8 protein-coding genes are annotated in these 12764 nt (G+C 66.0%); 2 read left to right on the top strand and 6 right to left on the bottom strand.

Features of this window, described 5'->3' with window-relative positions; genetic code table 11:
* Nucleotides 1-137: 137 nt before the first annotated feature.
* Complete coding sequence (locus tag B0G62_RS30335; RefSeq protein WP_103707862.1) at nt 138-2027, bottom strand: ABCB family ABC transporter ATP-binding protein/permease; 1890 nt, start codon at nt 2025-2027, stop codon at nt 138-140.
* A 290-nt stretch (nt 2028-2317) separates the two neighbouring features.
* Here B0G62_RS30335 and B0G62_RS30330 point away from each other — a divergent pair, with 290 nt between their 5' ends.
* Complete coding sequence (locus B0G62_RS30330) at nt 2318-2713, top strand: acyl-CoA thioesterase (RefSeq protein ID WP_103707861.1); 396 nt, start codon at nt 2318-2320, stop codon at nt 2711-2713.
* Between the two features lie 18 nt (nt 2714-2731).
* Here the strand turns inward: B0G62_RS30330 and B0G62_RS30325 are convergent, their stop codons facing one another.
* Both B0G62_RS30325 and B0G62_RS30320 read right to left on the bottom strand, forming a co-directional pair.
* Nucleotides 2732-6457, bottom strand: a complete 3726-nt coding sequence (locus B0G62_RS30325; RefSeq protein WP_244193443.1) for a sensor domain-containing protein — start codon at nt 6455-6457, stop codon at nt 2732-2734.
* Between the two features lie 207 nt (nt 6458-6664).
* On the bottom strand, nt 6665-7147 hold the full coding sequence (locus B0G62_RS30320; protein ID WP_103707860.1) for a nitrate reductase associated protein: 483 nt from the start codon (nt 7145-7147) through the stop codon (nt 6665-6667).
* A gap of 206 nt (nt 7148-7353) precedes the next feature.
* Between B0G62_RS30320 and fdhD the strand changes: the two genes are divergently transcribed.
* Nucleotides 7354-8193, top strand: coding sequence for a formate dehydrogenase accessory sulfurtransferase FdhD (fdhD, locus tag B0G62_RS30315; protein ID WP_103707859.1), 840 nt, complete (start codon nt 7354-7356; stop codon nt 8191-8193).
* Between the two features lie 13 nt (nt 8194-8206).
* Here the strand turns inward: fdhD and B0G62_RS30310 are convergent, their stop codons facing one another.
* From B0G62_RS30310 to B0G62_RS30300, 3 genes are all read right to left on the bottom strand, one after another.
* Nucleotides 8207-8977 (bottom strand): enoyl-CoA hydratase, encoded by a 771-nt coding sequence (locus B0G62_RS30310; RefSeq protein ID WP_103707858.1) that lies wholly within the window; start codon nt 8975-8977, stop codon nt 8207-8209.
* Nucleotides 8978-9085: 108 nt separating this feature from the next.
* Nucleotides 9086-10285: an acetyl-CoA C-acyltransferase gene (locus B0G62_RS30305; protein ID WP_103707857.1), complete on the bottom strand. Its 1200-nt coding sequence runs from the start codon at nt 10283-10285 to the stop codon at nt 9086-9088.
* Nucleotides 10286-10319: 34 nt separating this feature from the next.
* On the bottom strand, nt 10320-12761 hold the full coding sequence (locus B0G62_RS30300) for a 3-hydroxyacyl-CoA dehydrogenase/enoyl-CoA hydratase family protein (protein WP_103707856.1): 2442 nt from the start codon (nt 12759-12761) through the stop codon (nt 10320-10322).
* Nucleotides 12762-12764 lie beyond the last annotated feature (3 nt).

The raw sequence follows: 12764 nt of genomic DNA, 5'->3' as shown, positions 1-12764 counted from the left end.
CTGCGTCACACTGGCGGTGTGAGCGGCTTTCTTTTGCCTACTTTTCTTTGCCGCTGCAAAGAAAAGTAGGTGCCGCCCCGCACAGGGGCAACGCTGGCATACCGACACGACAACAAGGAAATGCCAACAACAACACCCTAAGAATGCCCACGCACAGGCTCAACAACAGCCGCATCAGCCACCTCAGGCGACCGCTGCTGCTGAAGCGCCCACATCTGCGCATAATGCCCTTGCGCCTCGAGCAATTCAGCATGCGTGCCACGCTCGACGATACGCCCGCGATCCATGACGATAATCTGCTGCGCATGCACCACAGTAGAAAGCCGATGCGCGATCACCAGCGTAGTACGATCACGCGCGATCGAATCAAGCTCATGCTGAATAGCCCGCTCCGAACGTGAGTCAAGCGCCGAAGTCGCCTCGTCAAACAGCAAAATCGGCGGCCCCTTAAGCAAAGTTCGCGCGATCGCAACACGCTGCTTCTCCCCACCGGAAAGCTTCAACCCACGCTCGCCGACCGGCGTGTCATACCCCTTCGGCAGACTTTCGATAAACGCGTGAATATGCGCCGCCCGCGCCGCCGCGATCACCTCGTCGCGACTCGCCGAAGGCCGCCCATAAGCGATGTTGTAATAAATCGAATCATTAAACAGCACGGTATCCTGCGGCACGATCCCGATAGAAGCACGCAGCGAATCCTGCGTCACATCCCGAATATCCTGCCCATCGATGGTGATAGCCCCACCCGCACCGCGCTCCAGATCGTAGAAGCGGAACATCAGCCGCGCGAGCGTCGACTTGCCGGAACCGCTATGCCCCACCACCGCCGTCGTCGTGCCCGCCGCGATCGTGAAGCTCACATCGTGCAGGATCTGCCGCGCCGGCTCATACGCGAAGTTCACGCGATTGAAGCGCACCTCACCGCCGCGCACCGCGAGCGCGGGCGCGTCGGGCGCATCGGGCACCTCACGCGCCACCGTGAGCAACGTGAACATGCGATCCATATCGGTAAGACTCTGCTTAAGCTCCCGATACACCACGCCCAGAAAATTCAGCGGAATGTAGAGCTGCAGCATGAAGGTATTGATGAGCACGAGATCGCCGAGCGTGAGCTTGCCCGCCATCACGCCCTGAGTCGCGCGCCAGAGGATAAACACGAGCCCCGTGCCGATAATCGCCTGCTGCCCAAAGTTCAGCGCCGACAGCGAATGCTGCGACTTGATCGCCGCGGCCCGGTAGCGATGCAGATTCTCGTCGTAACGCCGCGTCTCCCACTCTTCGTTGCCGAAGTACTTCACCGTCTCGTAGTTGAGCAGCGAATCGATCGCCCGCGAGTTGGCGCGCGAATCCAGTTCGTTCATCGTGCGCCGGAAATGCGTGCGCCACTCGGTCACCTTCACCGTGAAGACGATGTACGCAGCCAGCGCCGCCAGCGTCACGAGCGCGTAATACGCCTCGTATTTCACCGTGAAGAAGCCGAGCACAAGGCCCACTTCGACAAGCGTCGGCAGGATCGAGTAAAGCGAGTACGAAATCAGCTGCGTGATGCCGCGCGTGCCGCGCTCGATATCGCGCGACATGCCGCCCGTCTGCCGGTCGAGGTGAAAGCGCAGCGACAGCGCATGCAAATGGCGAAATACCTTGAGCGCGAGCTGGCGCACGGCGCTTTCCGTCACCTTCGAAAAGAGGATTTCGCGCAATTCGGTGAAAAGCGAAGTCGAGAGCCGCACCGCCGCATAGGCCACCACGAGCAGGCCGATGCCGCCCATCAGCACGATGCCGGGCGCGTGTTCCGCGCGGCCGAGCGCCGTGAGATGCCGCACGGGCGCAAGACCGTCGACGATGTGCTTCATCACGATCGGCACGCCCAGGTTGGCGACCTTGGCGCCGATCAGGCAGCTCAGCGCGAACGCGACGCGCCACTTGTAGGCGCTCAGGTACGGCAGCAGGGAAACGATGGTCTGCCAGTCGTTGCGCGGCCCGGTGGCGGGCAGCGCGGGTTCGTTGGAGGCGGGAAAGCGGCGCATGGACAGTGAACGGGCTTGACGTGCCACCCGCACACAGGCGCGAGGCACAGCGAGAGTTGGGGACGTGAAAGACAGCGAAGGACGGGTTAGGCGCGGGCTTCTACTCCAGCGGTCTGACCTGCTGGCCGACCCGCTGCGCATGGCGCTTTCCCGTACAATTCCTGATCGCTCTATTGTCGCAGAAGGCGGCATGCGCCGCTGGGCGCGCCCGGGCGGCGAGCCACGCGTCCCGTTCCCGCCCCGCTTCTGTTCCGCTTCTATTCGCTTGTGCCTTTTCCTCTGGATTCCCGATGACCGACTCTTATCCGCTTCCCCAGAAGTCGCCCGCGCTGCGCGTCGTGCCGCAGCCCTCGGACGCCAATGTCCACGGCGACGTGTTCGGCGGCTGGATCATGTCGCAGGTCGACATCGCCGGATCGATTCCGGCAAGCCGCCGCGCCAATGGCCGCGTCGCGACCGTCGCGGTGAACTCGTTCCTGTTCAAGCAGCCGGTGTTCGTCGGCGATCTGCTGAGCTTTTACGCGGATATCGTCAAGACCGGCAACACCTCGGTGACCGTGCAGGTCGAGGTCTACGCGCAGCGCATGCGGCTGCAGGAAGAAGTCGTCAAAGTCACCGAAGCGACGCTCACCTACGTGGCGACCGGCAACGACCGCCGTCCGCGCCCGCTGCCCGCCGCGCAATAAGGCGCGCCTGGCGGGCTTTCAGTCCGCCCAGGCAAGTACCGCGCCCTCGTCGCAGGCCGCGCTCGCCGACAATAGCGCCGCGATCTCCGGCCCCGGCAGCGGCGGCGCGAAGAAATAGCCCTGCAACTCGTCGCACGCGCGCGCGCGCAAGAACGCGAACTGCTGCGACGTCTCCACCCCTTCCGCGATCACCTGCAGACGCAGCTCGTGCGCAAGCGCGATGATGGCCGCCGTGATGGTTTCGTCGTCACCGCTGGTGCCGATGTCGGCCACGAACGAGCGGTCGATCTTGAGCCGGTCCACCGGCAGCCGTTTCAGGTAGCTCAGACTCGAATAGCCCGTGCCGAAGTCGTCGATGGCGATGCCCACGCCCTGCTCGTGCAGCGCGCTGAGCATCGACACGGCCTCTTCCGCGTTGCGCATCAGCGTGCTTTCGGTGAGTTCGACTTCGAGCCAGCAGGGTTCCAGCCCGGTCTCGTGCAGCACGCTGCTCACGAGTTGCGCGATGTCGCGCTGATGGAAAGTCTTCGCCGACAGATTCACCGATACGCGCACGGGCGGCAGCCCGGCGTCCTGCCACGCGCGATTCTGGCGGCAGGCCTCGCGCAGCACCCAGTCGGAGAGCGGCCCGATCAGCCCGCTTTCCTCGGCGACGGGAATGAACTGCGACGGCGACACCAGCCCCGCCTCCGGGTCGTGCCAGCGCACCAGCGCCTCCATGCCGACGATGCGCCCGCTCTCGATCTCCACCTGCGGCTGGTAGTGCAGCAGGAATTCGCTGTCGCGCAGCGCGCGGCGCAGACGCCGTTCGAGATTCATGCGCGCGCCCGCCGTCACGTTCATCTCCGGCTCGTAGAACTGGAAGGTGTTGCGGCCCAGATCCTTGGCGCGATACATCGCCACATCGGCTTTCTTGAGCAGCGTTTCGGCGTCGTGGCCGTCCTGCGGGAACACGCTCGCGCCCATGCTGCAGCCGACGTAAAGCTCGGTGCCGTCGATCATCACCGGTTCGGAAATCATCTGGCGCGCGCGCTCCATCCAGCCGATCAGCGATTTTTCGTCGATGGTGTCGGTCAGCACGATCACGAACTCGTCGCCGCCGTGGCGCGCCACCGTGTCGCTCGTGCGCGTGCAGCGCGTGAGCCGCTCGGCGACCACGCCCAGCAGCCGGTCGCCGACGCTATGCCCCAGGCTGTCGTTGACGTTCTTGAAACCGTCGAGATCGATGAACACCACGGCCACGCCGCGTTCGTGCCGCTGTGCCGCCACCAGCGCCTGCTGCAGACGGTCGCGCAGCAGATTGCGGTTGGGCAGCAGCGTGAGGCTGTCGTAGTTCGCCTGATATTCGAGCTGCTCCTGATAGCGGATCAGCTCGGTCACGTCGTTGATGATGCCGATGTGATGCGTGATGCGCCCGTCGAGATCGGGCACGGGCGCAATCAGCAACTGATTCCAGAACAGCGCGCCGTCCTTGCGGTAATTGCGCAGCACGGCGCTCACCTCGCGGTTGCCGATCAGTGCCTGACGGATCGCGACCAGTCCATCCTGATCGCGGTCGTCGCGCTGCAACAGGCGGCAATCGAGGCCGATCACATCGGCGGGATCGTAGCCCGTGATGCGCCGAAACGCCGGGTTCGCGTACTCGATCAGGTTGCTGCCGCCCGGCCCCGGCGCGGTGATCAGAATCGCGTTGACGCAGGCGTCGAGCGCGCGGCTTTGCAGGCGCAGCGCGAGGTCGGCGCGCTTGCTCTCGGTGGTGTCCGAATAGGTGCCGAGCACGCCCATCACGCGGCCATCGCCGTCGAGCAGCGGCAGCTTGCTCGTGATGGTCGTGCGGTGCAGCCCGTCGATCGTCAGGTCTTCTTCGTAGTTCAGGCGCGGCAGCCCCGCGTCGATCACCTCGCGGTCCTGCTCGCGCATGTTGCCCGCGTAGGCGCGCCACGGCAGATCGTCGTCGGTGCGCCCGACGATCTGCTCGGGGTACGCCAGACCCGCATCGCGCGCGAAGGTCATGTTGCAGCCCAGATAGCGCGACTGCGCGTCCTTCCAGTAGATGCGCTGCGGAATGTTGTCGATCACCGTTTCGAGCATCTGGTTCGAGCGCTGCGCCTCGACTTCGGCCTTGATCTGCTCGGTGACGTCGTCGGCGAGCACGAACACGGCGGCGCGGCCCATGAAGGTGAGCGCGTGGTGCGAGATGTCGACGCTGATGAGCGCGCCGTCGCGGCGCACGTGATGCCAGATGCCGGCCATCGTGCGAACGTTCGGCGTGAGCGTGTCCGAGCGCGTGAGGTGCTGTTCGAGCCGCGAGACGTCCTCGTTCGGGCGGATCTCGCGAATCGTCATGTCGAGGAATTCCTCCTCGCTGTAGCCGTACTGCTGGATCGCGGCCGTATTGACGGCGAGAAAGCGCAGCGTTTCGCGGTCGAACACGTACATCGGCACCGGATGGGCGTCGAACAGGCCCTGGAAGCGCTCGTTGCGCGTGCGCATACCGGCGAGCGCGCGCAGCTTTTCGCGTGCGGCGTTCTCGCGCACGCCGAAGGTGTAGATGAGCAGCGCCGCGCCCGCGAGCATCGTCACGATCAGCAGAACCGAGGCGTGGCTGCCCGCGCGCGTGGATTCGGCGAGCGCCGCAGCCAGCGCGAGATCCTGCTCGCCCTTCAGCGCCGAGAGCTTGGCGTCGATGCGATCGACCCGCGCGTCGAGGCGGATGTATTCGCTCGCAATCCACGTGGCCGTGCTGGCGGGAAGCGCGTCGAGCGATTGGGCGGCGGGTGCGCTTGCCGTGCCTGGTGCTGCTGCGGCGGCGGCGGCGAGCGCAGGTGCGTTCGGCGCGGCGCCCGAGGCGGTAGCGGCGGCAGCGGCATAAGGCTCGGCGAGCGAGCCTGCCGCGGCGCTCGAAGGCGCGGCGGGATTGGCATACGGTGCGGCGAGGTTGGCGTTACCGGCGAGCGCGCCCGCCGCATATGGCTGCGCGAGACTATGCACATTCACCTGCGGCGAGGCGACGGCGCTGGTACTGGCACCGGCATACGGCTCGGCGAGACTTCGGGCTGCCCGCGGGCCACCCGAACTCGCCGCGTAGGGCGACGACAGATCGTGCGGATGGGCCTTGTGCGTGTGCGTTTTGTTCGCGCCCAGACGCGCCACGATGCCCATGAGCTTGCCGCGGAGCGACCCGTGCACAGGCGCGTTGGCATTCGGCGCGGGTGCATTGCGCGCGGCAGCGGCCTGCGAAGCGCCAACCGCCGACGCCGCGCTGGCTGGCGTGGCCGCGGCTGCTGCAGCAGCCGCCGCCGCCGAAGCTGCCGCCGCCGCACTCGCCTGCACGCGCGCATCGGCGACGCGTTGTTCGGCGCGCACGAGCGTTTCGTCGATCTCGTGTGCGAGCAGGATGCCTTCGGTCGCGACCGCGTCGAAGCGGCGAGCGAGCGCCCTGTCGCCCGCCAGTTCGGCATGCAATGCCTGGGCCGTATCGTCCAGCTCGGCGATGCGGGCCTCGCTCGCATCGGCAGGCTCGGCATCGCCGCCGGCGCCGAAGCGGCCTAGCGCGGCCAGTCCCCCGCCCAGCAAGTCACGAAAATGGTCCAGATCATGGCGCACGCGTGCGGCCTGCGAGGCGCGCTGGTCGATATCGCGTTGCCCGCCGATCTGCGTCCATGCCACGAAAGCGTTTGCGCCGACGGCCGCCACCACCACCGCGAGGTTGATGAAGTGCCGCTTCGAAAAATGAAGTTTCATGAATGCCGGAACGTCGTTCGTCGCCGTACGGCGGGCATGGGATGACTGCTAACGACCTGTGCGCAACAGGCGAGCGGGCGATGCGCCCTTCCGGATAACGGCAGTTCAGGGCAAGGCTTGAGGGGCGACCGGCGTAATTTCGCGCGCGCGAGGCGCTTTTAGGGTGAACGCTCTAGTGCGGACAGAAAAGCGCCACTCCGGCGAAATTCAGCGCGGCACGGCCAGGCCGAATTCATGCATGGCCGGCACGAAATCGTGGTTGGCCTCCGGCTTGCGCGCGAGCTTGGCCAGCACGTAGCGCTGGAACGGCGCGAGCTGCGCCCAGTCCTCGATGCCGGGCGCGACCAGGTTCGCGAGCGCCGCCTGGTTGGCGATGCCGTTCGGCACGGTGTTGACGTCGCGCCACGCGGGCGCTTCCTCGGGCGAGAACCATTCGGGCTCGACGTTGGCATGCGTGCGCAACATCTCGAACAGCGCGTGATCGAAATTCGGCTCGATTTCGGCGTCGTCGTCAACGGGAAAACGCGCCAGCAGGCGGCGGTCCTCGTAGGGCAGCAACTGCCACTGCGCCAGCGAGATGCGCAGCCCGAAACGGTCGAGGTTGAAGCGCACGCACATGGGGATGAAGGTAAGGTCCTCGGACGAGACGACCTCGAACTGGAACAGGAGCGGAGCTTCGGTCAATGCCATGGCGTTAATCCTCGGGAAGCGGGCGGTGCGGGTGCGGTCGAGCGAAAGATGCCCGCTTGAGGTATTTTAGAACCTTCCGCGCCGGGGGCCGGCCAGCATGCAAGCTCCGCCCCCCAACTGCCGCGCCGCACAAGAATCACTGGAGTCCCCGCTTGAATCCCCCGCAATCCACTGCCTCCGCCGCTTCCCCCGCTGCGCTCACGCCTTTGCCGGCCGCCCAGGATAGCGAAGACCAGGCTGGCGCCGTCGCGTTGCGCGTGCATCGCCATCGCGGCGCAAGCGTCGAGACTCGCGACGACCACGTCGGTCAGGAATGGCCGGTCGCGCTCGTCTTCAACGGCATCTCGCACGCGGTAATGATGTGCACGCCGCGCGATCTGGAAGCGTTCGCGGTAGGTTTTGCGATCTCGGAAGGCATCGTCGGGCGCAACGCCGACATCCAGGACATCGAAGTGTTCTGGCACGCCGGGTCCGACATCCCGCACGCCGAAGTCCATCTCACGGTCGTGCAGCAGGCCTTCGTCGAACTCAAGGAAAAGCGCCGCGCGCTGGCCGGGCGCAGCGGCTGCGGCGTGTGCGGCATCGAGAGCATCGACCTGCTCGATCTCGAACCGGAAATCGTGCCCGACACGGGCTTTCTCGCGCGTCTCGCGCCCGACGCGATTGCCCGCGCCGCGCGCGAGCTGCCGCAGCATCAGGCGCTCACGAAGCTCACGGGCGGCCTGCACGCCGCCGCCTGGTGCGACGCCGACGGCCAGATCCTGCGCGCCTTCGAGGACGTAGGCCGTCATAACGCGCTCGACAAGCTCATCGGTCAGTTGGTGCTCGATCGCGCCGACACGCAGCAAGGCTTCGTCTTTCTTTCCAGCCGCGCGAGCTACGAACTGGTGCGCAAGGCCGCGCGCGTGGGCATGCCGATGGTCGCGACGATCTCGGCGCCCTCGTCGCTGGCGATCGCCATCGCGAAGCGCGCCGGACTGCGGCTCGTTAGCTTTTGCCGCGAGTCCGGTTTCGTCGATTACGACACGGCGGCCGCCTCCTCCTGAGCCGCCCGAGCGCCTAGTCGAACTGCCGGAAATCCGGCTTGCGCTTTTGCAGGAAGGCCGTGAACGCCTCGCGCGCTTCGGGCGCGAGCAGCATCTTGCCGAAGTGCACCGACTCCTCGCTCATCTGAGTCTTGACCTCGTGTTCGCTCGCGCGCTTCATGAGCGACTTCGTCGCGCGCAGCGACGACGCGGGCAGCGCCACCAGCTTCGCCAGTTGCGCGGCGACGAACGCCTCAAGATCGGCCGCGGCCACCACGCGGGTCACGAAGCCCATGCGATGCGCCTCGGCGGCATCGAAAGTCTCGCCGAGCAGCAGCTTTTCCGCCGCGCCCTGATAGCCCGCGATACGCGGCAGCAGCAGCGACGAAGCCGCTTCGGGGCACAGGCCCAGTTGCGCGAACGGCATCGCGAAACGCGCCGTATCGGCTGCATAGACGAAATCGCAATGCAGCAGCAGCGTCGTGCCCACGCCGATGGCCGCGCCCGCCACCTGCGCGACCAGCGGCTTTTCGAAGGTCGCGATGGTGTGCAGGAAGTGCATCACGGGCGAATCGCCGCCGGTGGGCGGGTTCTTCAGGAAGTCCTCGATGTCGTTGCCCGCCGTGAAGATTTCGGCGTGACCGCGCAGCAGCACGGCGCGCACGGCGGCGTCCTCGTGCGCCGACGCGAGCGCGTCGGCCATCGCCTGGTACATCGCGGGCGTGAGCGCGTTCTTGCGCTCCGGGCGGTCGATGGTGATCGTCAGCACGCCGTTTTCGCGTGCGATCAGGATTGCGTTGCTCATGAGGGTGTCTCCTCGTCTCGACGGCTCGATTTCCGCCGAATATGAAAAACGGTTCGCAGACCGTGGAGCCTGCGAACCGTATGTCCTATGCGCTAGCGCGTGAGCCGCTTACAGCCGCTCGATGATGCCTGCCGCGCCCATGCCGGTGCCGACGCACATCGTCACCATGCCGTACTTGTAGTTGCGGCGGCGCAGACCGTGCACGACCGTCGACGCACGAATCGCGCCCGTCGCGCCGAGCGGGTGACCCAGCGCAATCGCGCCGCCAAGCGGGTTGATCTTCGACGGATCGAGGCCCAGATCCTGGATCACCGCCAGCGACTGCGCGGCGAACGCCTCGTTCAGCTCGATCCAGTCGAGATCGTCCTGCTTCAGCCCCGCGGCCTTGAGCGCCGCCGGAATCGCTTCCTTCGGGCCGATACCCATGATTTCCGGCGGCACGCCGCGCACCGCGAAGCTCACGAAACGCGCGAGCGGCGTGAGGTTGAACTGCTTGAGGATCTTTTCGGAAACGACGATCAGCGCGCCCGCGCCATCCGACGTCTGCGAGCTGTTGCCCGCCGTCACCGAACCCTTGTTCGCGAACACCGCACGCAGCTTCGCAAGACCTTCGAGCGTGGTGTCGGCACGCGGGCCTTCGTCCAGCGCGATCAGGCGCTCCTTCACCTTGACTTCGCCGGTGGCGAGATCGGGGAAACGCTCGATGAGCGTGTACGGTGCGATCTCGTCGTTGAACTCGCCCGCCTGTTGCGCGGCCAGCGCCCGGCGATGCGATTCCACCGAGAACGCGTCCTGCGCCTCGCGGCTCACCTTCCAGCGCTCCGCCACTTTCTCGGCGGTCAGGCCCATGCCGTAAGCAATGCCAATGTCTTCGTTGCGATCGAAGATGTGCGGCGAAAGCGACGGCTTGTTGCCCATCATCGGCACCATGCTCATCGACTCGCAGCCGCCCGCGATCAGCGCGTCGGATTCGCCCACGCGGATGCGGTCGGCGGCCATCGCCAGCGCCGTGAGACCCGACGCGCAGAAGCGGTTGACGGTCACGCCGCCCACGCTCTGCGGCAGCCCCGCGAGCAGCGCGCCGATGCGCGCCACGTTCAGCCCTTGCTCGGCTTCCGGAATCGCGCAGCCGACGATCGCGTCTTCGATCACGCTCGTGTCGAGGCCCGGCACCTGCGCGACGGCCGACTTGATCGCGTGAACCAGCAGTTCATCCGGGCGGGTGTTCTTGAACACGCCGCGCGGCGCCTTGCCGATGGGCGTGCGGCTCGCGGCGACGATGTATGCGTCCTGCAACTGTTTGCTCATCTGTAACTCCAGTATCTGGTGTGCGTCGTGCCGCTTAGTTGCGCACCGGCTTGCCGGTTTGCAGCATGCCCATGATGCGTTCCTGCGTCTTTTGCGTGCCGAGCAGATCGACGAAGGCGCGGCGCTCCAGCGTGAGCAGCCATTCCTCGTCGACGAGGCTGCCCGCCTCGACGTCGCCGCCGCACACCGCTTCCGCGATGCGGCCCGCGATCAGGTAATCGTGGTCGCTGATGAAGCGGCCATCGCGCATGTTGACGAGCGACGCCTTGATGGTCGAAATCGCCGAGCGGCCCGCCACCGGAATCTGCTTCGCGCGCAGCGGCGCACGGTAGCCGGCCGCGCTCAATGCACGCGCTTCCTTCTTCGCCGTGTCGAGCAGTTCGAACACGTTGAAGACGATCGTGTCCGACGGCTTCAGATAGCCCATCGTGCGCGCTTCGAGCGCCGAACCGGAGACCTTCGCCATCGCCGCGTTTTCGAACGACTTCTGCAGGAAGCGCAGCAGGTCGCTGGGCGCCACGCCGATCTGCGCCGCGGCGTCCGCTGCGCGCAGTGCGGCTTCCTTCAGGCCGCCGCCCGCAGGCACGAGGCCCACGCCCACTTCCACCAGACCCACGTAGCTTTCGATGTGCGCGACGCGCTTGGCGCTATGCAGCATGATTTCGCAGCCGCCGCCGAGCGCAATGCCCGACACCGCAGCAACGACCGGCACGTTCGCGTATTTCACGCGCATCATCGTGTCCTGGAACTTCTTCACGAACGGCTCGATGCCCTTCGCGCCGCCCATCATGAACGCGGGCATGGCTTCTTCGAGGTTCGCACCCGCCGAGAACGGGCCGCCCGGCGCGCCGAGCTTGAGCGACGTCGGTTGCCAGACCACGAGGCCCTTGTAACCGTCTTCGGCGATCTCGATGGCCTTCACGAGCGAGTCCAGCACGCCCGGCCCCATCGTGTTCATCTTGCTCTTGTACGAGACGATGACGACGTCGTCCTCGCCCGCGCGGTCATCGACCCATGCGCGCAGATGCTCGTTCTCGAACAGCGTCTTGCCGTAGCTCTTCGGATCGCGTGCGTTCGACTCGCCGAACAGCGCCGCGCGGAACACCTGACGCTCGTAGACCGGCAGATCCGAGCGCGGCACGAAGCGCGCGGCAGCCGGCGACCACGAACCTTCCGCGCCGTGCACGCCGCCGTTCGCGGCGACCGGACCTTCGAATACCCAGGCGGGCAGCGGCGCGTTCGAGAGCGTCTTGCCCGCGTCGATGTCTTCCTTCACCCATTCGGCGACCTGCTTCCAGCCCGCGGCCTGCCAGCCTTCGAACGGACCTTCGTTCCAGCCGAAGCCCCAGCGGATCGCCAGATCGACATCGCGCGCGTTATCGGCGATCGACTCCAGATGCACGCCGATGTAATGGAACACGTCGCGGAAGATCGACCACAGGAACTGCGCCTGCGGGTGCTCCGATTCGCGCAGCAGCTTCAGACGCTCCGCCGGCGGGCGCTTGAGAATGCGGCCCACCAGTTCATCGGCCTTCGCGCCGCCGTCCACGTACTCGCCGGTGTTGCCGTCGAGCACCTTGATCGCCTTGCCTTCCTTGCGATAGAAACCGCCGCCCGTCTTCTGGCCGAGCGCGCCCTTCGCGACCAGACCCGCCAGCACGGCCGGCGTCTCATAGACCGGGAAGAACGGATCGTCCTTGAGGTTGTCCTGCATCGTCTTGATGACGTGCGCCATCGTGTCCAGACCGACAACGTCAGCAGTCCGGAACGTCGCCGACTTCGCGCGGCCCAGACGGCTGCCCGTCAGATCGTCGACTTCATCGAAACGCAGACCGAACTTCTTCGCTTCGGTGATGACCGCGAGGATCGAGAAAATGCCGACGCGGTTGGCGATGAAGTTCGGCGTATCCTTCGCGCGCACCACGCCCTTGCCGACGACGCTCGTGAGGAACGATTCGAGCTGGTCGAGGATTTCGGGCTGCGTGTGCGTGGTCGGGATCAGCTCGACCAGGTGCATGTAGCGCGGCGGATTGAAGAAGTGCACGCCGCAAAAGCGCGCCTTGAGGTTGTCGTCGAAACCTTGCGACAGTTCCGTGATCGACAGGCCCGAGGTATTGGTCGCGAAAATCGCCTTCGGACCAATGTGCGGCGCGACCTTCTTGTAGAGGTCGTGCTTCCAGTCCATGCGCTCGGCGATCGCCTCGATCACCACATCGCATTCCGCCAGCTTCGCGATATCGTCTTCGTAGTTCGCGGGCGTGATGTACTGCGCGTCGTCCTTCACGCCGAACGGCGCGGGCGACAGTTTCTTCAGCGTCTCGATCGCCTTGAGCGCGATGGCGTTCTTGGGGCCTTCCTTCGCGGGCAGATCGAACAGCAGCACGGGCACGCGGGCGTTGATCAGGTGCGCGGCGATTTGCGCGCCCATCACGCCGGCGCCGAGCACGGCGACCTTGCGAATATTGAGATTGCTCACGTT

The sequence above is a fragment of the Paraburkholderia eburnea genome, assembly GCF_002917095.1.
Taxonomy (GTDB): domain Bacteria; phylum Pseudomonadota; class Gammaproteobacteria; order Burkholderiales; family Burkholderiaceae; genus Paraburkholderia; species Paraburkholderia eburnea.
Note: the sequence above shows the minus strand (reverse complement) of the source record. Positions and strands in the feature narration are given on the sequence as shown.